Raw genomic sequence first — 23,611 nt, 5'->3', positions numbered from 1 at the left:
CTTGAATACTTCTTACAGCCCGACGTGCAGGCCGTACGCCATCAGGCGTAGATGGATGGTCAGTTGACGGGGGTCAGATGCGTGTGGGCGCTACCGCCGTGCGCATGGCGATGAGGCTTGTGGTCGGAGTCCAGCAGGATCAGATGAACCTGGCCGTGCCGAACGCCCCTGAGGGCAATCAGCTGGTCCGCAATGGCGCGCACTTCCTTCGCCGGACCACGCAACACCGTCGCTTCGATGCAGTGATGGTGGTCAAGATGTGTACGCACGGAACTCATCACCAGATCGTGGTGCTGATGCTGCAGGCCAAGCACCCGCGTCGTGACGGTCTGGTCATGCTGGTCATACACATAGCTGACGTTGGCGACGCACCACTTCGGCTTCGGGCCCGTTGAAGTTGTCTGGCCTTCGGCGCCGCCGAGCCTGGAGCGAATCAGGTCACGAACCGCTTCAGAGCGGTTCTCATAGCCCTTCGCAGCAATCAGCGTGTCGAACTGGTGGGCGAGTTCGTCGTCGAGGGAGATGGTGAAGCGTTGCATGGGCGGATTCTGCAGCCAAGCCCTCCCTGTCCTGGTTTCCAGCGAAGTGCCCAACACACGAGGGAGGGCCGCTTTTTGCTGGACGCGATGTCTGCCTAGGGAAGGAGCCGCCGAAAACGCCGTCTTGGCAGAGCCGGCAATACAGCGAAGGCCGCCGATTGCGAGAGCAGGGCGGCAATGCCGCTTCGTTCGCCGAAGCATCGTGCAGCGCGCAAGCTCTATAGCAACACCGTGGTCGGGATGTGGCCCTCACCAGTGAAGATAGAACATGGCCTTCGCCAGCAGCACGATGATCAGGACATGGCAGAACACGCTCAGGTGCAGACGGCGGGAACGCCTTTCGCCCAGTACCCCGCGCCGCCGCCAAACCATGGCCGTGGCGAAATGTCCGAACACGCTCAGAGCCAACCCGATCTTGAGCGCTAGCAGCAGCCCGAAACTGCTGGCCAGCGGCTGGGCCAGGGCGGCGCGATGGTGCCAAGCCATGCCGATGCCGGCCGCGTAGAGCGTCAGCAGCACCCAGGGCATCACGGCAGTCGCCCGGTTGCCAATCGCGCGCTCGACCTCGCGCGTCATCTGCTGTGGCAGGCGCCGGCGCACGCCTTCGAGCATGACCACTTCGAAGAAGACGGTGCCGGCGAAGGCGATCGCCGTCAGAAGATGCAGCGCCAACAGGAGGCCGTAGCTCATACGCGTATCCGCCGTTCGACTTTCACCCGCCGGTCCGTGACGACGGGCAGGCCGGTGCCGGGAAGCAGGTCCGCCAGGGTGAAGCCGTCCAGGTGCGCCAGGAAATTCCGCATGGCGCCGTCGAGCACGCCCGCCAAGCGGCAGCGGCCGGTCAAAGTGCATTGATTGTTTGTGGAGAAGCACTCGACCAGGTCGAAATCCGGTTCGATGCTGCGCACCACAGCGCCCACGTTGATCTGCGCCGGCGAATGGGCCAGGCGCATGCCGCCGCCCTTGCCGCGCACGGTCTCGATCCATCCCTGTAGCCCGAGTTGGTGCGTCACCTTCATCAGGTGCGCCTCGGAAATCTCGTGGGCTTGTGCGATTTCGGCGATCGTGCAAAGCCGATCTTGCCGGCTCGCCACGTACATCAGCAGGCGCAGCGCGTAGTCGGTCATCATGGTCAGCCGCATGGGGGGACTCCCGTCATCTTGGTGTGCGCGCCTGCACGGGCGGCTTGAGACTGAGCTTCGAAGGCGTCTCATCAATGCGCGGCCGGATCATCATCGGGAAGAATCGCCAAAGGTACATCACGAAAGCCAGCACCCAGGCACCGGCCGAGGCATGCAGCGCGCTGGCCGTCAGGCTCGACGGGAGCAGGGCCAGCAAGCGCAGCGCGGCCGCGGCAATCACCAGCAGGTAGGCGGCTACCATGCTGCGGTCCGCGCGCAATGGCCGACCCAGGTGGCCCAGCGCCGTACGCGTGACCATGCCGATGATTAGCACCGAAAACCCCGCCACGTCGATCACATGGGCCGGCCATGCGGTGCGCAGCAACAGGCCGGCCGCATGAGCCGCCGCGACCAGCAAGCCTGCGCCCAGCGCCGCGTAGCCCAGGTAGAGGATCCACAGCAACGGGACCCGGCGCACCGCCCACGGCTTCCAGGCCCGCACTTGCACCAGCGCGATGGCACCGGCCAGGGCGAGGAAGCAGGTCATGGCCGGCATCCAGTTCAGAAGACTGAAGCCGATGGCCAGCGCGCCCGCGCCGAGCTGCCATCGTCCGCTGTCCGTGTGCATCGGAATCGACAGACCGGGCACCGCGCGCATCGCGAAGAATGGGATCACCCGCCGCGCCACCAGCAGCGCGATCACGGCCATGCACAACAAGCCGGTATTGAAGTGCTGCATCAGCATGACGTGGTCGCCCTGCCAAGCTGCCTGCAGGTACAGCGCGTCGGCCGCGCCGAGTGCAAGCACGAGCAGCGGTACGCCGTAGTTGCGCCGACTGCGCGCGGCATGGATGACGCCTCCGAGCGCCACGGCGGCCCAGGCGAAGAACAGCAGTTCACAGGCAGCCGCCACCCAGAAGGCCACTGGGCGGGGCGTCAAGAAACCTACCCGCGCCAGCACCCACAGGACGCCCAAGCCGCCCAGAGCGGGGCCGCGCAGAGGGTTGATGCCTGTCCAGTTGCTGGCGGCCGTGAGCAGGAAGCCGACGGCAATGGTGGCGATGAAGCCCCAGAGCATTTCATGGGCGTGCCAGACCACACCGGCCATCTGGTTCGTCAGCCATTGTGGCGCGAACACCCACAGCGCCACTGAGACTGCGGCCCAGAAGCAGCCCGCGAGGTAGAGCGGGCGAAACCCCATTTCGAGGAAGGCATGCCACTGCGGCGCCGCAGTCGCTGCGTCGCCCGGCTCGTCGATATGAAGCAGCTTAGCCATCGGCGAGCGCCGTGGGGACAGCGGCAGGGTTGCGGCTCATCTGGTAGCCCATCCACAGGCTTTGCGCGATGCGCTCGGCGGCCGCCCGGGCCTGCTCGCCCATGGTCTTGTTTGGTTGCGCGGCGGTGGTCTCGCGAAACAGGGCAAGCCAGCGCCGGAACAGTTCGGCGTTCAGGCCCGGCAGCCTCGCGTGCTTGGGCATCGGAGCGCCGGTGAAGCGTCCGGTGCAGCGCAGGATGGACGACCAGAAGTCCGCCAGCTTGTGTTGATGGTGATCCCAATCCTCGATGTGCGCATCGAAGATGGGGCCCAGCACCTCGTCCTGGCGCACCCGTGCGTAGAACGCACGAACCAGGTTCGAAATCTCTTCCTCGGTGCACAGCTTGCTGGCGCTCATTTCCCGCTCCTTGATTTGCCTAGGGTAGGTTCACATAAGATCTATTGTAAATATATCTTATGAGACTCGACACAACGCACGATGACTTCCGCCGCCTTGACCTGCATCAATAGCCAAGAGAGGCCATGGCTCTGAAACATGCCCAACCCCTGGAATGCATCGACCTGCCAGCGATATGCAGAGGGGCGCAACGATCAGCAGCAGCTTGCTGAAGACGGCCCATCTGCAGTTGATCCGCGTGGTCTTGCTGGCGGGGCGGGCGTGACCTCACCTAGTTCGTAGTAGTGCCGCCCCCCCGGGTAGAGCGGAATGGAAGCTGCGGCACGATCCTCGCGAGCTAGGGCGGAGCGCAAGCCAATGGACTCGGCGCGCAGCCTGTCAGGCCGCTCCGCGCCGCTGTTGGGCGAGCACACCGAAGCCGTGCTCAGCCAAGCGCTCGGCCTTGAACCTCACCGCATCGCCGAGTTGCGCGCCCAAGGGGTGATTTGATCAACGCGGCAACTGCCGCCTTCTTGCGTATCGCGGAGACTTCGAATGAATCGCCACCTCTTTTTTCGCGGCGCGGCCGCGCTCGCCTTGGCCGCGGTCTGTGGGGCAGCTTTCGCCCAGACACGCGCGGCCGCTATTCGCTTTGTCGTGCCCTATCCCGCTGAGCGCTCGATCGATTGATGGTGAGCTGGGCTCACCGGGTTGCGTCGCCTCAGACCACCTCGACCGGTCGGGGCATCACGCGCTCGTAGCGCTTCATCTTCACAGGTTCGATGCCGAGCCATCCGGCGACTTGCTCGGGCGTGCTGCCGCGGCGCATCTGCCTGATCGCAAAGGTATGGCGCAGTCGGAACGAACCGCCTTCCTGTGAATCAAGCCCCGCCTCGGCGAGAACACGCCGAGCGCACTCGTATTGCGAGGGCTTCTGCCATTGCTTGCCGGTTCGCGTCGAAGGGAAAAGGAAGTGGCCGGCAATGCCCATCTCGGAACGCACATCCAGCCAGTGTCGAAGCAGTTCGGCCGCCCAAGGGGCGATCGGCGCTTCACGCGCTGGCGAATCGCCATCACCCGGCACGTGGAGTTTCCATGGCCGCCCTTGCACTCGACCGCCTTGCGAGACAGGCGAGTTCAAGGTCAGGGCGCGCACGTCGCCGGGCGTGAGTCCAGCACCGAGCTGCAGTGCCACCGAGACCCGATTGCGGACTTCCTGCCAGCTGAAGGCCGCTTGGGCATCACGCCGAGATCCCGGGCGGGGTCGGGCTTCCGACAGGAACGCAATGAGGTGCTTGGCCTCGATCATCGAGAGGTACTCGGGTAGGGGATCGGCCGGCGCGGAATCGGCATAGCGCACCGCCGGTACGGCGGCGATCCAGTCGATCGCCGCCGTATTGGGCGAGGCATCCGACTGCGCTGCATGGTGACGAAGGACCCGGTCAATGAGACGCATCAGGCGCAGGGTGTAGCGCGGGGTGAGCGACAGATCAGACGTCTTGCGCCCGAATCGCGCAGCCTGGAAGGCTTGCAGATCTGCCACGCCAAGGGATGACAAAGTCACGACCGGAGACTGCGCAAGGCACCAGCTCGAGAACGCATCCTACATGTCCTTGTAGACCGAGATGGAGCCCTCGCGCCGCAGCTGACCTGAGCCTTTCTGATCGGCGAGCCAGTGCTCGAACGCTTGAGCGAAGGCAACCACATGCCCGGTGGGTGGGAGCTCATCGAACAGTGGCAGTGATGGATTCACAAGCATTGGGCGCAAAGCATAAAACAAACTAACGGCGTCCGCGAATGAACCTCGGAGCGGCGAAGGCGCCGTCGTGCAGTGCAGGGACCCGGATTGTTGTTAGCTGTACTCCGTTAGCTTGTTTTCGGTGCTATTCGGTAGTCGCAGTCAACAGCACGGCACGCGCGACATTCGTCACGTAGCGTTTGCGCGGCGGTCGCCCGATCATCTCAGGGCTTTGGCCTTGAATGTCTTGCGAAGGGTAGGGCAAGGCCTTGAAAAGGCCCGCGAACGGTCGTTATGTCCGGGCGTATCGATCGTCGGCTCCGACGGACTTACCCGGGCCAACTTCAAAGACACCTACCTCGCCGGCGCGGTCGATATCTATGACCTCGAGCGCCGTATAAAGCATCTCGACCAGCGAACGGCTCAGCGTCCGTTCGACCTGCAGCACTCCATCTGAGTGCGTTGGCCGATCGGCCGCAATAGCCGAAAAGCCTCGCGGCGTTTGTCGGCTGGATCTTTTTGCTCGGGCTTGCGGGGGTACCGAGGCTCGCGCCACTTCAGCATCGCTTCGAGCGCTGTCGGCTTTTCGAGCCAGGACCTCCGAAGGTTGTCGAAGCCGTCAACCGCTAGGTAGAGCCCTGCACCAGGCCCATGGCAAGCACCAAGCCGTGCCTGCCCCGTTGCCAACTGCGCTGATCTGGCTTGATCCATAGAGGATCGACGAGAACCTTTTGAGTCGCGCCGATCCAAGCGTCAAGCCACCGAGGAAGGCCACAAAGAGAATACTTGGCCAGAAGACCCATGAACTGGTGAATGGAGCCAGCGAGCATCAAAAGCTGGATGAGCAACCACTGGCCCGCTGGCAACTGCACGGACATCAACCAGCCCCCTCCAAAGAAGTATCGGGCCCATCCCAACCGCCGAGCTTCGTCGTACTTGAAGCTCACGCTGAGGACTGCGCATCCGAGCACATTCAGGAGGAGCAGCGCGAAGTTCAGCGCAATCGGATGGGGCAGCATCCGGCGCCTGCATTTCAGTGTTGGGCTCCGAGAACGCAACAACGTGTGCGGGGGAGATGCCCGTTCGTCGCCAACTTGAAGGCGACTGCATCACGAGGCACTGTTCCGGCTAGTTGTCGCCGTAGGCGGCAGCACCGCGGGCTGCAATAGACCGGGCTTCCGCGCGAACGGTGGCTCGATCGGCCATGCCGGGTCGCGATTGGGCGCCGGTGCCGCCATTGCTGATCAGCATCGGGGTTCTCGCCTGCATCTCGACGGACGCGCGTGACTGTGTGGACAGGAAGGGCGCCAGTGGCAACGGATTCTGTTCGCCTTGAAACGCTTGCGCGTTGACGGCAAAGACGGATCCTGCGCTCAGCGCGATCAGCCATCGTGAAAGCAGATTGGCGTGCATGGCGGACTCCTTCGAAAGTTAGTGCGATGCACACCTTGTACGGACTCGTGGTCTGGCTGGATCTCCGGCGGTAGTTGGCTCAAGGGTTTATAAATTCACTTGGCCAACGGAGCCCGCGGTCCTTCCCCGACCGTCGCGCCCACCAACCGCATCACAAAACCATTGAACCGATGCAACTGCAACGCTCATGGGGCCACCTCAACTGAAGAGGCCGCCTTCGGGACCCTGAAGACGCGCAGCAGGTGCAACTTTCGCTCCGCCAAATCATGCAGGTGCGAGCGCAGGTCAAGGCCCAACAGTCTCGGTCACCCAAGGTTGCCGCACAAGTAAGCTAGCGCATCATCGCGGCCGGTGCACGCTCGAAGCAGAGTCTCCAGGACTCGGCAAGAGTGGAGCCACCACCTCCGCTACGACCTCCGCGTTTCTGCAGCTGATATCGCGCATCGGGCGCGACAGTCGCTCGTCCGCTGCCGCCGCCAACCAGAACGCGTGCCCGGCTTGAAAGGCTTGGGCCCATACGTCCCGTTGGGCACCCAACGATTGAAACGACGGCGCGACGGGTCGCAACTCCGGCTCGATGCCACCCCCAACGGGCGAATACATCATGGGGAGCATGTCATAGGCCGGCGACACCGCGACCGGGTGGCCGCCTTCATCGGTCATTAGGGAGAGGTTCTCGAAATGTCGATCACCGTTGCCAATCAGCTCTGAAAACGCCGTGAGCACCTGGACGCGTTGCACGTCATCCTGGTCCATCAAGCCTTCGTCTGCACAGCGCTGGGCAAAGGCAGGCCAGTTGTCTCGCATGCCGAAGAGTTCATCGTCAATGGCACCCGCGGAGATCATCCCGCGGCGGCCATACCGGCCCACTCGATCGAACCGATCGACCTCCAGGAAACCGTACCCGTCGGCTTCGAAGTATCGGGCAGGGGCAGCCTCGACGCCCGCGGCAGTAAGCGCCGAAAGCGCGAGCTCTTCGAGCACGAGCATGTCCGCCGAACGGCTCCTGACACGCGCGAACTTCACGATGAGGTGACCGCGAGACTCGGTTTCGCACGTGAACTTGGGCTGCTCGCCGCCGGCGCTGCTTCCGGCGCCGCTCTGGCTCGTGGCGCTTGCGAGTTCCTGGTACACGTGAGGGATGTCAGCATCTCGAATGGGCGCGACACGGCGCGAATCCATGTGGACTGCGAATGAACTCTGTCCCCACATCAGCGCCCCTGCAACGTCCGACCCTATCGTGCAAAGGAACTTCACACGGTGATCGTCCGACCAGTCGCGAAGAGAAGATGGCACGCCAATCGTCGACGCGACAACTTTTGCGATTCGTGCGCCAAGGTATCCCGAGGGCGCAGCGAACGCCATCGCGGGAGGAAGTCCTTCGAAAAGGCGGCTGTTCGGGCCCCCCATATCAACCCAAGTGCCCCCGCCACGCAGGAAGCTGACCTTTCCAATTTCCGTGACCCGTCCGTCCTCGCTGACCTGGAAAATCGACTGGGGGGACGGCACCGGCTCACCTCGCAGTAGTCCGTATCGCGGCGTGCGAACACCCGGCTCTCGAAACGAAATCGTCTCACCGCCCATTTGCTGAATAGTTCGCGAGAAAGTGGCTTGGCTAATCTTGAGTTGCGCGAGTAACTCGTCAACCGGCTTGGCTCCGTGTGCAAGCGCCTGCCGCAGCGCTACAGAGCGCGCGCTCTGTGGCTCGTCATGACGCGATCGCGTGGCGTTCACTGGATTGCTGGATGAATAGTTCGGAGAATAGAAAATTGTACGCTTGACGCCCCTTGGCCGCCAGCCATCTCTACCTCTGCAGACTCCTGTACGCGCTGTCGTGCCGATGGCGCCTTAGCCGTTGCCCAGTGCCTCGCTAGGGAGGCCTGCTCGCGTAGCGACGTCCGCCCGTTCCAGGTCCCCGAGGGCCCCCCAAAACTCCGCCGGTGTCTTGAAGGCGCATTTGCAGACGACCATTCGGACCTTGTTGAGCGCCGGGATCAGTCAACGGGAGATCGAGCGCATTACGGGTATCGATCACAACGATCCGTCGGAACCAGAAAGCAAGGAGTGATTCGCTTCGCCGGCGATGTGCCTCTCGGGGCGGATAGCGGGTGACGCTGCGTCGCATGCGGGGCTCCATTGGTGGCAAAGAGGGGATGTGCACATCTGGCACTTCGTGCCCGAAGTGGACCAGGAGCGACCCCTATCTCTCGTGAAGAAGCTCCCAGCTGGATGGCATTGACGCCTTGGAGGTCAACGCCCTGGCGGATGCTGCAGGCGCTCCCAGCTGAACACCGGCCAGCCACAGTCACTCTGTGCCTGGTCAGTGTCGCCGCCATAGACCACGCTGCCGCCGTCCAGAGCACCGGGGAAGGTGGCGGTGAAATTACGTAGGCCTCGGAAGTAGTCGGTGTTGACGGTCGCGCCCGCCTTGATTTCCACGGCGCGGAGCTTACGGCCCGAGGGAATCAGCAGGTCGACTTCATGGCCCGTCGCATCGCGGAAGAAGTACATCTCGGCTGATTCGCCCTGGTTGAATCGTGTCTTGAGCGCATCCATGATCACCAGGTTTTCGAACAAGCCCCCGAATAGCGGGTCTCGTGACACTTGGTCGGCGCTACGCAAACCGAGCAGCCAGCAGGCCAAGCCCACGTCATGGAAGTAGAGCTTGGGGCTCTTCACGAGTCGCTTCGATGTGTTGGTGAGCCAGGGCGGCAGTACGTGCACGATGTAGCTCGCCTCGAGCAGTGCCAGCCATGCCCTCGCCGTGACGTGCGACACCCCCGCGTCATTTCCGAGACTGGTGAGATTCAGGATCTGGCCTATGCGTCCTGCACATAGCCGCACGAAGCGTTCGAAGCGCTGGGTGTCGTGAACAGCCGTGAGCCGGCGTAGGTCACGCTCGACGTATGTCGTGAAGTAGTCGCCCAGGGCCTCCGAAGGATCAAGGCCTTGGTCGTGAATGCGTGGGAGGAAGCCCGTGAGCAATGTCTGGGCGAGTGGCGGCGCCCGATGCAGTCGGGCCACCTCGGCGAGGGAGAACGGCAGCAGTTGCAGCACGGCCGTCCGTCCCGCCAACGACTGACTCACCTGGGACATGAGTTCGAACTGCTGATTTCCGGTGAGGATGAAGCGTCCCGGAGTGGGATCGGCATCGACCATCGCCTGAAGATAGGGGGCGATCTGCGGCGCGCGCTGGATTTCTTCCACGACGGCACCGCCTTCGATACCTTTCAGAAAGCCACGAGGATCTTCCTCGGCGAAACGCCGGGTATGCGGGTCTTCGAGGGTGACGTAAGGCTTTTTGGGGAAGAGGGTGCGGCAGAGGGTCGTCTTGCCACTTTGGCGCGGTCCGGTCAACGTCAAGACGGGATATCGACCCGCCAATTCGGTCGCGATGGGCGCGATGTCGCGAGGGATCATGAGGGCATTCTAGGTCTCGTATGCAAATTGAAAATTGTCTGTTCCATTTGCAATGCTGCCTAGCCGAGTCGTCGGCAACTGCCGGTGCCGGTCGCACGCGCAGCCGCTGGCGTGTCGATTCCCGACCTGCTCGCCCACACGTCGACGCCGCCTGCGGATGCAGTGGCGAATCTGCTCGCTCGGCTGTGCTGCTTGGGCGGCGGGGACGTGGCATTGGGCTTGTGCAGCCGCCAGGCGCTTCCGCTGGTTCGTCAATGAAGCACCGCCCATGGGCCCGCGCCGACATCGTTGAGGCGAGCCCGGTGCGCCGCTGCTGCGCCTGCAGCGCCTGGTCCACGCGCGCGACGGAGGGCCGGTGGAGCACCGGACGGTGTGGCTGAGCCCGGAGCGCAGCCGCATCGTGACGGAGCTGCAGCTGAACGACGTGGACTCGCTGCGGACGGCGCGTGTGGTGCATGACCGCGAGGCGCCAGGGCGCCCCTCACCTCGCCGGCATCGCTTTCCAGACGCGGTCGAACGCCTCCACGAACGCGCGCTCGGCCACCGCCATCGGCCGGTAGCGATTGCGCAGGATGCGAACCGTGAGTTTCTCGCTGGACTGGAAGGGCCGCACGGCCAGTCCGGCGAGCAGGCCGCCGGCGATCGAGACCTGGTCGACCACCGCGATGCCCACGCCGGCTTGCGCGAACCAGCAGGCGGTCGTGGAACTCGTGGCCAGGAAGTCGCGGTGCATGGCTTCGGCGTCGGCGCCGAAGGCGCGTCTCAGGGTCTGGCCGAAAGGCGTCGTCTCCGGTGAGGAGATCACGCGCTCGCCGCGCAGGTCCGCGGGCCGCACCAGCTTGCGCCGGGCCAGCGGATGCTCTTCGCGCATCACGCAGGCCAGCCCGCACTGGTACGCCTTGACCGTCGCCAGGTTCGGGTGGTCGTGCGGCAGCAGGGCCACGCCCAGGTGCGTGGAGCGATCGAGCAGCGCCTGGTTCAGGATGTCGGGTGAATAGACCTGCACGCGGCACTGCAGCCGCGGGATGTCTTCGTACAGGCGGGCGACCGTGCGCGACACCACGTAGGGCGCGAGGCTGGCGGAGCACACCAGGCGCAGGCTGGCCTGCTCCGGTTCGGCGAGCTCGCGCGAGATGTCGCGCACCTTCTCGACGCCGCGCCACAGCTGGTCGATCTCGGCGTAGAGCTGGTGCGCCTCCGGCGTCGGGATGAGGCGGCCCTTGACGCGCTCGAAGAGCACCAGCCCGCTGGCCCTAGCGGCCTGGGCCAGCACCTTGCTGATCGCGGGCGGCGACACGTGCAGCATCTCGGCCGCGCTGTTCACGCCGCCGGCGAACATCACGGCCCGGAAGACCTCCATCTGCCTCAGATTCACGCGCGCTCCAAGTGTTAACCGCAGTTTAACTACGGGTGCATTCTTTTCAGTTGGCTGGCCGCGTCCCCCAACGCAGAATGCCTGCCAAGCCCGTTGACCACGGTGGCGGGCAGGACCAGGAGACAACCATGCATCGCTCCCCCAGCCGTCGGCAGCTGCTGGCCGGCGCGGGCGCCGCTTCGCTCGGCCTCGCCTTCCCGGCGATCGTGCGCGCGCAGGCCCGGCCCCTCACCATCTTCCTCACCGTGCCTCCGGGCACGTCCTCCGACACGCTGGCCCGCCTGCTGGGCGAGCACCTGCACGCGAAGCTCAAGCGCACCGTGCTGGTCGACTCGCGCTCGGGCGCCGGCGGCCTGGTCGCCATCCAGGCGCTGCGCAACCAAGAGGCCGATGGGTCGTACCTGATGATGGCCCCCAATTCCGCCGTGTCGCTGCTGCCCCTGTTCACCACCAAGCCGACCTTCGACTACGAGAAGGAGTTGGTTGCGGTGGTGGAATGCGCCTCGGCGCCGATGGCATTCACCGTCAACCCCGCATCCGGCGTGAACACGCTGGGCGAGTACTTCGACAGCGTGCGGCGCAACCCGCAGCTGGGATCCATCGGCGTGCCCAGCCCGGTGAGCATGGGCGCGCTGGTGATCTACCAGCTAGGCAAGCAGCTGAACCTGCCCTTGCAGGCCGTGTCCTATCGCGGCGGCGCGCCGCTGCTCAACGACATCCTGGGCAACCAGATTCCCGCGAGCGGATCGATCCTGCCCGACTACCTCGAGCAGCATCGCGCCGGCAAGCTCAGGATCCTGGCGCACGCGAGCGAGAAGCGCTCGGTGCTCGCACCCGACATCCCGACGATCACCGAGGCGGGCTATCCAGGCTACGTGGCGGTCACCTCGTTCGGGCTCTATGGCAAGGTGGGGCTGCCGCCCCAGCTCGCGACGGAGTACGCGGGCATCGTGACCGAAGCCCTCGCCACGCCGCAGATCGTCGAGGCGCTGCACAAGATGGGCCTCGTGCCGGTCGGCGGAACGCCGGCGGAATTCCACCGCAAGGTGCTGGGCGACCGCGAGCGCTGGGCGCCGATCATCAAGGCCAGCGGCATCAAGATGGACGCATGATGAGCGAAGACCTCCAACACCGCGTGACGGCGATCGGCCTCACGCGCGAGAACAAGACCGGCATGCAGTACCGCCACGTCGGCCGCTCGGGCCTGATCGCCTCGGCCATCGGCGTCGGCTGCTTCCCCTTCGGCGGCTTCGTCAGCGTGCCGGACAGCTGCCGCGTCGTGGACCAGGCGCTGGACCTGGGCATCAACTACTTCGACACGGCCAACAGCTACGGCATCGGCAAGTCCGAGGAAGCGCTCGGAATCGCGCTGGAAGGCAAGCGGCAGCAGGCGCTGATCGCCACCAAGTTCGGCAACCGCACGGGCGACGGCCCGAACGACATCGGCGCGTCGCGCATGGCCATCCTGCGGGCCTGCGAAGCGAGCCTCAAGCGGCTGAAGACCGACTACATCGACCTGTACCAGCTGCACTGGCCCGACCACGACACGCCGATCGACGAGACGCTGCGCGCGCTCGACGACCTGGTGCGCGCAGGCAAGGTCCGCTACATCGGCTGCTCCAACATGTTCGCCTGGGAGATCGCCGAAGCGCATTTCACGGCGGAGAAGCTGGGCGTCGGCAAGTTCATCTCGGCGCAGGACCACTACAGCCTGCTGTACCGGGACATCGAGAAGCGCTTCGAACCCTTCTGCGTGAAGTACGGGATCGGCATGACCCACTACTTCCCGCTGGCCGGAGGGATGCTGTCGGGTGCGTACAAGCGCGGATCGATCACGCCGGGCACGCGGCAGGCGAACAACCCCAACACCGCGGCGTGGCAGTCCGACCGCAACTGGAACGTGCAGGAGAAGCTGCTGGCATTCGCGCAGGAGCGTGGCTGGACCCTGCCGCAGATGTCGCTCGCCTGGCTGCTGCAGCGGCCCGCCACCTTCACCGTCATCGCCGGCGCCGACCGCCCCGAGCACCTGCAGGAAAACGTCAAGGCGCTGCAGGTGCGCTTCAGCCCCGAGGACCTGGTGGCGATCGACCGCATCACGCTGGTGGACGAGGACCGCAGCGTCGCGCCGCCGTACCGCACCCTGCGGCCGGAGAAGGTGCACGAGTTCGAGCCCATGCAGCGCGCCCGCGCCGGCGCACCGAGCCGCGCGGCCCATTGAGACTTCCCGAGACATCCCTCATGCAGACCCCTTCCGATCCCTCGCTCGATCCCCTCGTCGGCGCCTGTGAACTCGAAGCCTATCCCGGCGAGGTGATGGAGCGCCGCATCGCGCACGGCGACTTCGCCTCCGAGGGCAAGCGCTTCCGCGTGCTGAATCCGCGCGGGACGCCGCCGGCGATCCGCCTGCGCCCCATGGCGCCGCGCCAGGCCAGCCTCGCCGGCGGCACCGTATACCTGGTCGACGTTCGCTTCATGAACGGCAAGTCCTTCCTGGAGGAGATCCAGGGCGTGTTCGCGGAGCGCTTTCCCGACGTCAAGACCGTTGTGCGGCAGAAGCGCGGCGGCTACACCGAGGACGATCCGGAGCTGTGGAAGGAGATCGAGGCGAACGCCGCGCTGGTGATCATGGCCATCGGCCACTGCAGCACCTGCGCCCCCGCCGTGGCCGTGCATTGCATGAACCTCGAGGAGCGCGGCATCCCGACGGCGCCGCTGGTGACGTCCGCCTTTCCCGACCTCGTGCGTGCCGTCAGCCACAAGGCGGGCATGCCGCGCCTGCGCTTCACCTTCGTCCCCCACCCGGTCGGCGGCAAGAGCCCCGCAGAGTTGCGCGAGTACGTGCGCGGCCCCGATCCCGTCGCAGGCACGCCGGTGATCGACGGCATCGTGCAGGCGCTCACCGCGCCGCTGACGGCCGAAGAGTCGAAGACTGGTGAACTGCAGCGGCCCGTCCCGCGCCTTCTGGGCGCCGACACGGAAGACGAACTGCACGCCATGTTCCGCGACGCGTGGTGGAGCGACGGCCTGCCCGTGGTCCTGCCGACGCCCGAACGCGTGCAGGCCATGCTGGCCGCCACGCGCCATGCGCCGGACGAAGTGGTCGGGCGCATGCGGCCCACGCAAACCCAGGAAGACTGGACCTACACCGTAGAGCAGGTCGCGGTGAACGCCGTCATGGCGGGCGCGCAGCCGGAACACTTCCCGGTGATCCTGGCCTTGGCAGCGAGCCAGGTCACGGCCCTGCACAGTTCCACCAGCGGCTTCGCAACGATGGTGGTCGTGAACGGGCCGATCCGCCACGAAATCCGGATGAATTCCGGGCTGGGCGCCCTCGGCCCCTTCAACCACGCGAACGCGGCGATCGCGCGCGCCTACCACCTGCTCTCGCGCAACCTGGGCGGCGGCGCGGTGCCGGGCATCACCTATCTCGGCTCGCAGGGCAATCCGCTCAATTACGCCGGCATCTGCTTCGCGGAAAACCAGGAGCGCAGCCCGTGGGAGCCTTTCCATGTGCAGAAGGGATTCCAGCCGGAAGAAAGCACGGTCAGCATCTTCCGCGGGCGCACCTTCAACCACATGCTCGAGATCCGCGCGAGGACCTGGAAGGAGCAGCTGCTGAACATGGTGGCCGGCTACACGCCGGTGCCGTCGACGGGCCTGACGATGCTGGTGGAACCGCTCGCCGCGCGTGCACTGGTAGAACGCGAAGGCTTCAAGACCAAGGAGCAGCTCGCGCAGTGGTTCCACGAGAATTCGACGCTGCCTTACGAGACGTATTGGGACTACCAGCTGGTGGTGAACTACATCGAGCCGCTCGCGCGCAAGGGCCAGCAGCCTTTCGCCTTCTACCTGGCGCAGCCGCCCGGTTCGCGCGTGCCGCGCTTCGCCGACCCGAAGGCCATCAGCACGCTGGTGGTCGGCGGCGAGAAGAACGCCTACTGGTACACCACCGACTTCCAGTACATGGCGACCGTGCGCATCGACGACTGGCGCTAGATGTTCACCATGACGGACAAACACGCACTGAACCGCAGGCACTTCCTCGCCGCATCGGCCTTCGCTCTGGCGGGGCCTGCCTTCGCCCTGGGCGACAAGCCGCTGCGCCTCCTCGTCGGCTATCCCGCCGGCGGCGGCACCGACCTGCAGGCCCGCCTGCTCGGGCAGTTCCTGTCGCCCCTGCTTGGGGTACCCGTCGTGGTCGACAACCGCGCAGGCGCCGGCACGATGATCGCGGCCAACGAGCTGGTTCGCTCGGCGCCCGACGGGTACACGCTGATGTACACGCCCGCATCGACGATCGCGCAACTGCCCCACACGATGCTGGCCGTGAAGTACGAGCCCCTGCGCGACTTCACGCCGGTGGCGCAATGCGCGCTTGGCCCCAATGTGCTGGTGCTGCAGAAGTCGGTGCCGGCCACCAGCCTCGCCGAGCTGGTCGACTACGCGAAGAAGAATCCGGGCCAGCTGAACTACGCTTCGCAGGGCATCGGCACGTCGGCGCACGTCTTCGGCGAGATGCTCGCCAGGCAGGCCGGCATCGACATCGTCCACGTGCCCTACAAGGGCGCCAGCGACGTGGCGAAGGATCTCCTGGCCGGACGCGTGCAGATGCAGTTCGCATCGTCGTCGGCGGCCGAGGCGCTGGCCCGCACGGGCCAGGTGCGACTTCTCGGCGTCGTGGCGCCCGGGCGCAGTTCGCTCTTCCCCGACCTGAAGACCATGTCCGAGCTGGGCATCCAGGGCATGGACATGGACACGTCGCTCGGACTGCTCGGTCCGGCGCAGATGCCGGCCGCCGTCGTGGCCCGCCTCGCGGAGGCCGCACGCACGGTCATGGCGGTGCCGCAGGTGCAGAACGAATTCCGCATTGGCGGCGTCGACCCGCGCTGGGCCGGTCCCGCCGCCTTCACGGAGACCGTTCGCGAAGCGGATGCGGCGTGGGGGCGGTTGATTGCGGCGATTGGGTATCGGAAGCAGTAGGGGGCGTCGGCAGGTCGGCGGGGGCCGGGCAGAGCGTCTGAGAGAAGGCGTGAGGGTGGCGCCTATGTCCGGGTCAGACTGTGTGCGGAAGTTCGAGATAAGCAACTCGGTTACGAACGCGCCGTGAGTTGGGCGACGAGACCGATTGATAGAGAGTCAGAGTCTGCATGATTGGTTCTTGCGAACTGGGTGTCGGAGCTCAGAGCTTGGAGCCGCCGTCGACGTGCTTGGAGCCGCCGTCGACGTGCAAGGTGTCGCCGGTGATCCACCGCGCCCAGCCTGACGGGCGAGGGCGCCGTCTACGACCGCCTGCTGCGCAGCCGCGGTCTGCAGCGCAACTTGGTGGCCACCGTGAGCCACTACAGCGCCGCCTACGAGGTGGTGCGTCGCTCCGAACTGATTGCTGTCCTGCCCTGGTCCGAGGGGCGCGAGGCCGTGCGCATGGACGGGCTGGTGCGCTTGGCCCCGCCCATCGCCGCGCCGGCTCGCACCATCGAACTGTTCTGGCATGAGCGACACGAGACCTCCGTGCTGCACCAATGGTTGATCGGCTTACTCGTCGCGATGTTCGCGCGCGAGCCGATATAGGGGCCGTAGCTGAAGGTGCTAGTCCTTCTTGAGTTCGATGAGCCGCGCGATGGAACCGAACCGCGCAAGATCGGAATTGGCGCGAGCCCTGGCATCGCTGGGCGCCGCGGAGGCGCTGGGCATGGGCACGCTGGCGATTGCGATTCGTACCGTGCTGGTGGACAAGACACCCAGCGATTTCGGCGAGTCGATCGCGGCGATGACGTTGCAGGCGATGGGTGTTGAGCACGAGGAAGCGCTGCGCCTGTCGGCGGCGGCTATTCCTGAGCCTGATCGTCGCTAGACAAGGCGCTCTCGCGGAAGTGCTGGGCTCGATCCTGGACATGAGAACAGGATCGATCACGGGATCATGTTCCTGCCAGCCGCATAGAGGGCGCGTTTCTGCGTGCGGCCCAAGTCCAGTTGTCATGCCCCTTTGTCGCCCTCTAGGTTTGAGCCGGCACCGGTCCGCAGGAGTCGCGCACGATAAGCTCGGTTTCCAGTTCGACGCGTTCGATGGGACTGTTTGGCGCGTCCAGCCTGCGTAGCAGCAATTGGGCGGCTGCACGACCAGCACCGACCAAGTCCATCCGCAGGCAGCTCAGAGGTGGGTGAGCCAGCTCCAGCATTTCCGGCGCCCCTGTAGCGATCACCGAAAAATCCTCAGGCACGCGCAAGCCGCGCTGCCGCAGCGCACGCAGGGCGCCGGAAAGCAGTCGCGTGCCCAGGCACACCAGCGCGGTGGGAGGGTCGGGCAGATCCAACAGCTTCAGTAGCGGCTCGGCGCCATCCTGCAGGGGGGACGTCAACCTCGGGATGTAGCGCTTGTGCGAGGCCAAACCCGCTTGCCGGAACGCGTCCGCGTAACCCGCGATGCGCTCGCCGCCCGGCACATGGTCGAGGGCTGGCGTGAAGAGCGCAATCCGCCTGTGTCCAAGAGCCAGCAGATGGCGCACAGTCGTGCGCATGCCGTTGCGCCGCTCCAGGCACACGCGATCGATGCCTTCCACCTCGCGGTCTATCAAGACCAGCGGCAGGCGGTTGCCCTCGTAGTGCGCTGGTGAGGCCGCGATCGGATCGTAGGACGCACTGATGATCGCCCCGTCCAGGGTCCCGCGCTGGAACGTATCGAGGATGGAGCGTTCGCGTGTGACTTCGCCTTGGGCATCTGCCAGCAGCAGCATGCGGCCGTGCTGCGTCAGCTCGCGTTCGACTGCAGCAACCACGCCGGCATACATCGGGTGGCGCATGTCGCTCACCAACATTCCGATCGTGTTGCTTCGACCCAATCGAAGGCCCTGCGCATAGGCGTGAGGCCGATAGCCCAGTCGTTGCGCCGCCTGGTTCACGCGCGAACGCAGCTCCGCACTGACGTGTTTTTCACCATTGAGCGCGCGCGACACCGAACCAGGAGCCACACCTGCTTCGCGGGCCACGTCGATCACCGATACGCGTTTCATGACTGCAAAGTTTTCTGGATTTCAGAAAACGATTGTAGGGATTGTCTTCTCAAGTGAAGTCGGCAAAAGACGCAGTATTCCCACAAACGTTTTCTGAAGGAATATTGCATGGCTCGTCTGCCTTTTTTTGATCTGAACAACATTCCGGGTTCGCTCGGGGAAACGCTTAGGGCTCGCCCACCGTTGAATCTTTACCGCATGCTGCCCAACGCTCCGGAAGTGGCGGAGGGATTCCTTGCGCTGGGTGGCGCCATCTTGCGGCAGTCGTCTTTGACGCCTGCACTGCGTGAGCTGGTGATTCTGCGCGTAGGCGCGCTGTGCGAAGCCCACTACGAAATTCATCAGCACCGTCGCGTCGCGCGCGGTGCAGGCGTGCCAGACGCCAAGATCGAGGCTGCGCTCACCGATCCGGCCAACGCCGTCTTCGACGAGCGTGAGCGGGCCGTGCTGGCCTTCACTGACGCCGTCGTCCGGCAGGTGAAGGCGCCGCAACCCTTGTATGAGGCGCTGGCTGCGCACTGCACTTCGCAGGAGCAGATGGAGGTCATCGTCACCATTGGCTTCTACATGCTGGTCAGCCGGCTGCTGGAAAACACTGAACTGGAAGTCGAAGGCGACGGTGCGGCCCCCATCGAGATCGAGCGCCAGGCGGTCGCCCCTGCGCCAGCGTCGGTCGATCCTTTGCGGCAGTTGTTCGCGCCGGCCATGGGCAAGGCCAAGCCATCCGGGCGCCTCGCTGGTCGGCGCGTACTGATCGTCGGTGGCGGCCAACGTCGCACCGTCGATGAGCAGCCGCCAGTGGGAAATGGTCGCGCGATGACGGTGCTTTTTGCCCGCGAGGGCGCCAGCATCGCGTGTGCCGACATGGATCTGGCAAGCGCGGAAGAAAGTGTCGCCAAGGCGCGCAGCGAAGGCGGCACTGCCGTTGCGCTGCAAGCCGATGTTTCGCGTCCTGAGGAGATCACGCGCTTGGTCCGCGAAGCGGCGCAGGCACTGGGGGGGCTGGATGGCCTGGTTCTCAATGTCGGTATCGGTAACGATAGCCGCTTCGGCACGGAAACCGCCGAGGCCTGGGATGCCGTCATGGACGTCAACCTGCGGGCTCACATGCTGTGCGCGCAGGAGGCGGCCAAGGTGATGGACGAAGGTGGGTCGATTGTTTTCGTTTCCTCTACCGCGTCGATATCCCCGCTGACCGGGATCCCGGCCTACGAGTGTTCCAAGGCTGCGTTGGCGGCACTGTGCCGCTCGACGGCCTATGCCACGCATGCCCGCGGCCTTCGCGCCAACGTGATTGCACCGGGCTTGATCGATACGCCACTGGGGCGTGATGCCTCGCGCAATCGTCCTGCACGCTCAGCTCGACCCCTCCCGTTCGGGAGGCAGGGCACGGGCTGGGAGGTGGCGCATGCAGCGCAGTTCCTTCTGTCGTCGGAGGCGTCGTACGTCAACGGCCAGGTGCTGATTGCCGATGGCGGCTTGTCCATCAGCACGGTACGGCAGCCCGCAGCGGCCTGAACCCACACGTTGCTTACTCGCGTGCCGGCTGACTGGTGCGCGATCAAAAACGTTGACTGTTCAAAAGAGGAAGATGCAAATGCTCGTTTCTATCGTCACTTCGACTCGTAGTGTGGTCGCTCGGTTGGGCTTGGTTGCCGCGATTGCGACGCTCGCGGGCACGACGGTTGCGGCCGAAGATGCCTATCCGTCGAGACCAGTAAAGATCGCTTTGATGATGGCCCCAGGCAATGGCCTTGACATCGCGACACGCAACTTCGCCGACATGCTCGCGAAGGAGCTTGGGCAACCTGTGGTGGTGGATAACCGCCCCGGCGCGAACGGAATCATCGCCTTTCAATCCGCGAAGTCCGCGCCCGCCGACGGCTATACGTTGCTGGTGGGGAGTTCGTCGCCCATGACGATCGTGACGGCGATGGACAGGCCGGTGCCCTACGATCCCTTCAAGGATTTCAAGCCGGTGGCAGGCATGCTCCGAGCCGTGGGTCTCCTCACGGTGCCGGCGGACTCCAAGTTGACCTCGATCCGTGATCTGGCCAAGGCTTCCAAGGCGAAGCCTCTATCCATCGCGACATACTCAGACAGCTACGCCCTCGGTGGGCTGCAACTCGGCGAAATGGCTGGCGCCCAATTGCTGAGCGTGCCCTACAAGGGCTACAACGCAATCCTGCAGGACCTGGTCGGAGGGCGGGTGGACATTGCGTTTGGCGATGCTTTCGCCCCTCAGGAACTCATCAAGGCCGGAAAACTTCGCCCGCTCGCCGTGACAGGCAAGACACGAATCGACGCCTACCCAGATATCCCGACCGTGGCGGAGAGCGGGCTGCCGGACTACTCGTTCTATACCTGGGACATCTTTCTGGTCCGCAGCGAAACCCCCGCACCCATCGCGGCAAAGCTGGGCGCTGCGATCAGCCACGTAATGAACGGTCGCGAGTGGCCGGCCTACCTGCGTGCGAACGGCGGCTCCGAGACGATGCGCGACAGCGCGCCCGAGATCCAGCGCATGCTTGAAAACGAGGTCACTCTCTACCGCACGCTGGCCGCCAAGATGCCAAAGACGGCGCAGTAAATCCCAAGCCTGGAGATTGACCATGAATACGGAAACCTATACGCCGCCGCGCGATGCCAGCCGGCTCGACGGCCGGGTCGCGATCGTGACCGGCGCGGGCTCGCGCACGCCCGAGATCGGCAACGGCCGCGCCGCGGCCATTCTGCTGGCGCGCCGAGGTGCTGCGGTGCTGCTCATCGACATGCAGTTCGAAGCAGCCGAGCAGACTCGCAAGATGATCGAAGCCGAAGGTGGACGCGCTTTGGCGCTGCAAGCCGACGTTTCCCGCTCCATCGATTGCGAGAACGCAGTACGGACCGCCGTAGCGCAATGGGGGCGCGTCGACATCCTGGTCAACAACGTCGGCGTGGGTGGGCCTGTGCAGAACGCCGTGGATGTCGATCCGGAGGAATGGGAGGCTGCACTGCGCATCAACGTCACGTCGATGATGCTGATGGCGAAGTACGCAATCCCCGAAATGCGCCGCGTCGGCGCGGGCGCGATCGTGAACATCGCCTCCGTGGCAGGCCTGCTCGGCGGCACGCCTAGCCTGCTATACCCAACCTCCAAGGGAGCCGTTGTCAACATGACCCGGGCAATGGCAGCACACCACGGCGTGGAAGGCATCCGCGTCAACTGCGTGGCCCCGGGCATGGTCTACACGCCAATGGTGGCTACTCGCATGACACCGGAGGCGCGCGAGGAGCGCCGCCAGCGGTCGCTGCTGCAAACCGAGGGTTCCGGCTGGGATGTCGGACATGCCGTGGCGTACCTGGCAAGCGACGAGGCGCGCTGGGTGACCGGCGTGGTCCTGCCGGTCGATGCAGGGGCGACCGCCGGGCAGGTCAAGTCGCCCACGCTGTCCCCTGATAAAGCCGCGAGGACCGCCTGATGCCGCGCATCGAAATGCTGCCCCAGCAGCCGCCGGATCCCGACGCCCGCGAACTGTTCGACCGGGTTCGCCGCTCGCGCGGCTCCGATGCCCCGATGCCCGACCTGTACCGGGTGCTAGGCGTTGCACCGGCAATGTTCAAGGCATGGCTCGACTTCGCATGGCCATTGCGCCTGAATGCGAAGACCTCGCGCAAGCTACGCGAGCTCATGATCCTGCGTGGCGCGCTGATTTCCCGTACCGCTTACGAATGGGCGCATCACCTACCGATGGCGGAAGAAGCCGGCATCAGCGCGGCGCAAATCGCGGCCCTGCCGGCCTGGCGCGAAGCCGGCTGTTTCGATGCCACCGAGCGCGTGGCACTCCAGCTGGCAGACGAAGTGACGTCAGGACCAGGCGCCTCGCAGGAGACCATCGATGCACTCAAGCGTGTGGGCTTCAACGATGCGCAGGTCATCGAACTGGTTCTGACGACCAGCTTCTACGTCTGCGTCGGCCGCTTCCTCCACTCGATGGATATCAAGCCCGAGGCTGACTACGAGACGCCGCTCCCCTCCGCATGAACGTCAGCAAGCAAACCGGTCTGATCGTCATCATCGACGGCGCCATGACAGTCGGCCGCCACCAAGGTGTACTCGACAAATCCCGGCGGCGGCGTTCCGCTCACAAGCATGGTCGCTGCACTTGTAGTGTGAATCTGCCGCGTGGTATGCCACGGTGACACGCACGGATTCAACAATCATGTGGGAGTGAACACGACCGGCACCAGGAAGACCCTTGTTCTTCGAATTCGACGATGCCTGCCCGGGATTGTTGGCCTACGACTTTCGCGTGCTGCCTGGGTCGTCCCTCTCTCGCAAAGGTCTCAAGAACCCCCCGACACTTTGCATGAACGCTGGACACATTCCCTCCGCGGGTGCCGCCGGGGCGGCGGCGTCACTCTGGGACGAACTCGGTGCGTGTCGACTGACGGAGAAAGCAGATAGAGATGTTCGAGGCGCGGGGAGAGTTGGACCTGTGCGCCTGACGGCGTACCGTGGCCGGGCTGCGGCACATCGGCGCAGCCCTGGGCCAGACCATATTCGTGAAAAGTCGCGTCGGCGCCAGCGGCAACATCGGCACCGAGTTCGTCGCCCGCGCGGCGCCGGATGGCTACACCGTGCTCCACCAGACATCAGGCCTGGCGATCGTTCCGGCCCTGTTCAAGAAGCTTCCGTTCGACCCGCTCGCGAGCTTCGCGCCGGTGGCCATGCCGGCCGACATCAACGTGATCCTGCTGGTGGAGAACTCGCTGCCCGTCACCGACCTGCCGTCCTTCCTGCAGTACCTCAAGGCCCACCCGGGCAAGCTGAGTTGTGGCTCGGGCGGTCGCGGAAACATCACGCACCTGGCGGTCGAAGTGCTGCTGCAAAAGCTGGGCACGACCGCAGTCCATGTCCCGTACAAGGGGACGGCCCCGGCGATGACCGACCTGCTGGGCGGGCAGATCGACTTCATGCTCGATGCCATCAACACCGCATATCCCTATGTAAAAGACGGCCGCGTGCGCGCCATCGCAGTTACCGGTCCAGCCGCTCTCCATTGCTGCCGCAACTGCCCGCCGTGACGGAGGCCGGCGTGCAGGACTACGCCATGTCGACCTGGCAATGCATGTTGCTGCTTGCGGGCACGCCACCCGCGATTGTGCAGGCGCTCAACGCCGCAGTGAACAAGGCTGCGGCGGATTCTGATCTGCAGAAGCAGTTTTCCGCGCAAGGCGTCCAGCTGCAGCAATCCACGCCGCAACAGCTAGAAACGCGCTTGCGTGCGGACATTCCGAAGTGGCTCAAGGTGGCGAGGGCGGCCGGGGTGGAGCCAGAGTAGGAATCTCCGACAGACTGCTGGC

General features: G+C 65.0%; 25 protein-coding genes and 1 pseudogene. 14 read left to right on the top strand and 12 right to left on the bottom strand.

The features are described from left to right. Window positions 1-59: 59 nt before the first annotated feature. The 5 genes from nikR to FHW64_RS32050 form a co-directional block, all read right to left on the bottom strand. The gene (gene nikR / locus FHW64_RS32070; protein ID WP_184533141.1) at window positions 60-539 is read right to left on the bottom strand and encodes a nickel-responsive transcriptional regulator NikR; all 480 of its coding nucleotides are present in this window, start codon (window positions 537-539) and stop codon (window positions 60-62) included. A gap of 249 nt (window positions 540-788) precedes the next feature. Then, window positions 789-1,229, bottom strand: a complete 441-nt coding sequence (locus FHW64_RS32065; protein WP_184533139.1) for a CopD family copper resistance protein — start codon at window positions 1,227-1,229, stop codon at window positions 789-791. Further along, on the bottom strand, window positions 1,226-1,681 hold the full coding sequence (locus FHW64_RS32060; RefSeq protein WP_184533137.1) for an Rrf2 family transcriptional regulator: 456 nt from the start codon (window positions 1,679-1,681) through the stop codon (window positions 1,226-1,228). The genes FHW64_RS32065 and FHW64_RS32060 overlap by 4 nt, the downstream gene beginning before the upstream one ends. A 13-nt stretch (window positions 1,682-1,694) precedes the next feature. Beyond that, window positions 1,695-2,936 carry an NnrS family protein gene (locus FHW64_RS32055; protein WP_184533135.1) on the bottom strand — a complete coding sequence of 414 codons (1,242 nt, stop codon included), beginning with the start codon at window positions 2,934-2,936 and terminating at the stop codon, window positions 1,695-1,697. Further along, window positions 2,929-3,333, bottom strand: a complete 405-nt coding sequence (locus FHW64_RS32050) for a group III truncated hemoglobin (RefSeq protein ID WP_184533133.1) — start codon at window positions 3,331-3,333, stop codon at window positions 2,929-2,931. Before FHW64_RS32050 ends, FHW64_RS32055 begins: the two co-directional genes overlap by 8 nt. A 357-nt stretch (window positions 3,334-3,690) precedes the next feature. On the opposite strand from FHW64_RS32050, the gene FHW64_RS34640 reads away from it, so the two are divergent. Both FHW64_RS34640 and FHW64_RS34635 read left to right on the top strand, forming a co-directional pair. Continuing rightward, window positions 3,691-3,822: a hypothetical protein gene (locus FHW64_RS34640; RefSeq protein ID WP_260306521.1), complete on the top strand. Its 132-nt coding sequence runs from the start codon at window positions 3,691-3,693 to the stop codon at window positions 3,820-3,822. 45 nt (window positions 3,823-3,867) lie between these two features. Continuing rightward, window positions 3,868-4,002, top strand: a complete 135-nt coding sequence (locus FHW64_RS34635) for a hypothetical protein (RefSeq protein ID WP_260306520.1) — start codon at window positions 3,868-3,870, stop codon at window positions 4,000-4,002. 31 nt (window positions 4,003-4,033) lie between these two features. Here the strand turns inward: FHW64_RS34635 and FHW64_RS32045 are convergent, their stop codons facing one another. After that, window positions 4,034-4,876, bottom strand: coding sequence for a site-specific integrase (locus FHW64_RS32045; protein ID WP_311733420.1), 843 nt, complete (start codon window positions 4,874-4,876; stop codon window positions 4,034-4,036). A 412-nt stretch (window positions 4,877-5,288) separates the two neighbouring features. On the opposite strand from FHW64_RS32045, the gene FHW64_RS32040 reads away from it, so the two are divergent. Next, window positions 5,289-5,507, top strand: a complete 219-nt coding sequence (locus FHW64_RS32040; protein WP_184533131.1) for a DUF3563 family protein — start codon at window positions 5,289-5,291, stop codon at window positions 5,505-5,507. 169 nt (window positions 5,508-5,676) lie between these two features. On the opposite strand, the gene FHW64_RS32035 is transcribed toward FHW64_RS32040, so the two are convergent. The 5 genes from FHW64_RS32035 to FHW64_RS32015 all read right to left on the bottom strand — a co-directional run bounded on the left by FHW64_RS32035 (window position 5,677) and on the right by FHW64_RS32015 (window position 11,258). Beyond that, a complete protein-coding gene (locus FHW64_RS32035) occupies window positions 5,677-6,069 on the bottom strand; it encodes a hypothetical protein (RefSeq protein ID WP_184533129.1) in 393 nt (130 codons plus the stop codon). A 109-nt stretch (window positions 6,070-6,178) separates the two neighbouring features. Then, window positions 6,179-6,463, bottom strand: a complete 285-nt coding sequence (locus FHW64_RS32030; RefSeq protein ID WP_184533127.1) for a DUF4148 domain-containing protein — start codon at window positions 6,461-6,463, stop codon at window positions 6,179-6,181. Between the two features lie 339 nt (window positions 6,464-6,802). Continuing rightward, on the bottom strand, window positions 6,803-8,197 hold the full coding sequence (locus FHW64_RS34795) for a HipA domain-containing protein (RefSeq protein ID WP_184535995.1): 1,395 nt from the start codon (window positions 8,195-8,197) through the stop codon (window positions 6,803-6,805). Window positions 8,198-8,713: 516 nt separating this feature from the next. Next, complete coding sequence (locus FHW64_RS32020; protein WP_184533123.1) at window positions 8,714-9,883, bottom strand: ATP-binding protein; 1,170 nt, start codon at window positions 9,881-9,883, stop codon at window positions 8,714-8,716. A gap of 481 nt (window positions 9,884-10,364) precedes the next feature. Next, on the bottom strand, window positions 10,365-11,258 hold the full coding sequence (locus tag FHW64_RS32015) for a LysR substrate-binding domain-containing protein (RefSeq protein WP_184533122.1): 894 nt from the start codon (window positions 11,256-11,258) through the stop codon (window positions 10,365-10,367). 128 nt (window positions 11,259-11,386) lie between these two features. On the opposite strand from FHW64_RS32015, the gene FHW64_RS32010 reads away from it, so the two are divergent. The 6 genes from FHW64_RS32010 to FHW64_RS31985 all read left to right on the top strand — a co-directional run bounded on the left by FHW64_RS32010 (window position 11,387) and on the right by FHW64_RS31985 (window position 17,109). Beyond that, window positions 11,387-12,370: a tripartite tricarboxylate transporter substrate-binding protein gene (locus tag FHW64_RS32010; RefSeq protein ID WP_184533119.1), complete on the top strand. Its 984-nt coding sequence runs from the start codon at window positions 11,387-11,389 to the stop codon at window positions 12,368-12,370. After that, a complete protein-coding gene (locus FHW64_RS32005) occupies window positions 12,370-13,476 on the top strand; it encodes an aldo/keto reductase (RefSeq protein WP_221220720.1) in 1,107 nt (368 codons plus the stop codon). The genes FHW64_RS32010 and FHW64_RS32005 overlap by 1 nt, the downstream gene beginning before the upstream one ends. 20 nt (window positions 13,477-13,496) lie before the next feature. Further along, the gene (locus FHW64_RS32000; RefSeq protein ID WP_184533117.1) at window positions 13,497-15,254 is read left to right on the top strand and encodes a hypothetical protein; all 1,758 of its coding nucleotides are present in this window, start codon (window positions 13,497-13,499) and stop codon (window positions 15,252-15,254) included. A gap of 9 nt (window positions 15,255-15,263) precedes the next feature. Continuing rightward, a complete protein-coding gene (locus tag FHW64_RS31995; protein ID WP_184533115.1) occupies window positions 15,264-16,238 on the top strand; it encodes a tripartite tricarboxylate transporter substrate binding protein in 975 nt (324 codons plus the stop codon). A 279-nt stretch (window positions 16,239-16,517) separates the two neighbouring features. Continuing rightward, entirely contained in the window at window positions 16,518-16,826 is a 309-nt protein-coding gene (locus FHW64_RS31990; RefSeq protein ID WP_311733425.1) for a LysR substrate-binding domain-containing protein, read from the top strand. A 37-nt stretch (window positions 16,827-16,863) separates the two neighbouring features. Beyond that, window positions 16,864-17,109 carry a hypothetical protein gene (locus FHW64_RS31985; protein ID WP_184533111.1) on the top strand — a complete coding sequence of 82 codons (246 nt, stop codon included), beginning with the start codon at window positions 16,864-16,866 and terminating at the stop codon, window positions 17,107-17,109. A 142-nt stretch (window positions 17,110-17,251) separates the two neighbouring features. Here FHW64_RS31985 and FHW64_RS31980 read toward each other — a convergent pair whose 3' ends face one another. Next, window positions 17,252-18,265 (bottom strand): LacI family DNA-binding transcriptional regulator, encoded by a 1,014-nt coding sequence (locus FHW64_RS31980; protein WP_184533109.1) that lies wholly within the window; start codon window positions 18,263-18,265, stop codon window positions 17,252-17,254. A gap of 108 nt (window positions 18,266-18,373) precedes the next feature. Between FHW64_RS31980 and FHW64_RS34625 the strand changes: the two genes are divergently transcribed. The 5 genes and pseudogenes from FHW64_RS34625 (at window position 18,374) to FHW64_RS31950 (ending at window position 23,589) form a co-directional block, all read left to right on the top strand. Further along, on the top strand, window positions 18,374-19,783 hold the full coding sequence (locus FHW64_RS34625) for an SDR family oxidoreductase (protein WP_260306519.1): 1,410 nt from the start codon (window positions 18,374-18,376) through the stop codon (window positions 19,781-19,783). A gap of 79 nt (window positions 19,784-19,862) precedes the next feature. Then, window positions 19,863-20,855 (top strand): tripartite tricarboxylate transporter substrate binding protein, encoded by a 993-nt coding sequence (locus tag FHW64_RS31965; RefSeq protein WP_184533107.1) that lies wholly within the window; start codon window positions 19,863-19,865, stop codon window positions 20,853-20,855. A gap of 22 nt (window positions 20,856-20,877) precedes the next feature. Continuing rightward, a complete protein-coding gene (locus tag FHW64_RS31960) occupies window positions 20,878-21,726 on the top strand; it encodes an SDR family NAD(P)-dependent oxidoreductase (RefSeq protein ID WP_184533105.1) in 849 nt (282 codons plus the stop codon). Then, window positions 21,726-22,289, top strand: a complete 564-nt coding sequence (locus FHW64_RS31955; RefSeq protein ID WP_184533103.1) for a carboxymuconolactone decarboxylase family protein — start codon at window positions 21,726-21,728, stop codon at window positions 22,287-22,289. The genes FHW64_RS31960 and FHW64_RS31955 overlap by 1 nt, the downstream gene beginning before the upstream one ends. A gap of 473 nt (window positions 22,290-22,762) precedes the next feature. Further along, window positions 22,763-23,589 (top strand): annotated as a pseudogene (locus FHW64_RS31950) (tripartite tricarboxylate transporter substrate-binding protein). Window positions 23,590-23,611: the final 22 nt, after the last annotated feature.

Origin of the sequence: Variovorax sp. Sphag1AA, assembly GCF_014192575.1 — a bacterium.
In the GTDB taxonomy this organism is placed as follows: domain Bacteria; phylum Pseudomonadota; class Gammaproteobacteria; order Burkholderiales; family Burkholderiaceae_C; genus Variovorax.
Note: the sequence above shows the minus strand (reverse complement) of the source record. Positions and strands in the feature narration are given on the sequence as shown.

Coding starts and splice junctions, on each gene's coding strand:
- nikR (WP_184533141.1), bottom strand. CDS start 539: ATGCAACGCTTCACCATCTCCCTCGACGACGAACTCGCCCACCAGTTC.
- FHW64_RS32065 (WP_184533139.1), bottom strand. CDS start 1,229: ATGAGCTACGGCCTCCTGTTGGCGCTGCATCTTCTGACGGCGATCGCC.
- FHW64_RS32060 (WP_184533137.1), bottom strand. CDS start 1,681: ATGCGGCTGACCATGATGACCGACTACGCGCTGCGCCTGCTGATGTAC.
- FHW64_RS32055 (WP_184533135.1), bottom strand. CDS start 2,936: ATGGCTAAGCTGCTTCATATCGACGAGCCGGGCGACGCAGCGACTGCG.
- FHW64_RS32050 (WP_184533133.1), bottom strand. CDS start 3,333: ATGAGCGCCAGCAAGCTGTGCACCGAGGAAGAGATTTCGAACCTGGTT.
- FHW64_RS34640 (WP_260306521.1), top strand. CDS start 3,691: ATGGACTCGGCGCGCAGCCTGTCAGGCCGCTCCGCGCCGCTGTTGGGC.
- FHW64_RS34635 (WP_260306520.1), top strand. CDS start 3,868: ATGAATCGCCACCTCTTTTTTCGCGGCGCGGCCGCGCTCGCCTTGGCC.
- FHW64_RS32035 (WP_184533129.1), bottom strand. CDS start 6,069: ATGCTGCCCCATCCGATTGCGCTGAACTTCGCGCTGCTCCTCCTGAAT.
- FHW64_RS32030 (WP_184533127.1), bottom strand. CDS start 6,463: ATGCACGCCAATCTGCTTTCACGATGGCTGATCGCGCTGAGCGCAGGA.
- FHW64_RS32020 (WP_184533123.1), bottom strand. CDS start 9,883: ATGATCCCTCGCGACATCGCGCCCATCGCGACCGAATTGGCGGGTCGA.
- FHW64_RS32010 (WP_184533119.1), top strand. CDS start 11,387: ATGCATCGCTCCCCCAGCCGTCGGCAGCTGCTGGCCGGCGCGGGCGCC.
- FHW64_RS32005 (WP_221220720.1), top strand. CDS start 12,370: ATGAGCGAAGACCTCCAACACCGCGTGACGGCGATCGGCCTCACGCGC.
- FHW64_RS32000 (WP_184533117.1), top strand. CDS start 13,497: ATGCAGACCCCTTCCGATCCCTCGCTCGATCCCCTCGTCGGCGCCTGT.
- FHW64_RS31995 (WP_184533115.1), top strand. CDS start 15,264: ATGACGGACAAACACGCACTGAACCGCAGGCACTTCCTCGCCGCATCG.
- FHW64_RS31985 (WP_184533111.1), top strand. CDS start 16,864: ATGAGCCGCGCGATGGAACCGAACCGCGCAAGATCGGAATTGGCGCGA.
- FHW64_RS31980 (WP_184533109.1), bottom strand. CDS start 18,265: ATGAAACGCGTATCGGTGATCGACGTGGCCCGCGAAGCAGGTGTGGCT.
- FHW64_RS34625 (WP_260306519.1), top strand. CDS start 18,374: ATGGCTCGTCTGCCTTTTTTTGATCTGAACAACATTCCGGGTTCGCTC.
- FHW64_RS31965 (WP_184533107.1), top strand. CDS start 19,863: ATGCTCGTTTCTATCGTCACTTCGACTCGTAGTGTGGTCGCTCGGTTG.
- FHW64_RS31960 (WP_184533105.1), top strand. CDS start 20,878: ATGAATACGGAAACCTATACGCCGCCGCGCGATGCCAGCCGGCTCGAC.
- FHW64_RS31955 (WP_184533103.1), top strand. CDS start 21,726: ATGCCGCGCATCGAAATGCTGCCCCAGCAGCCGCCGGATCCCGACGCC.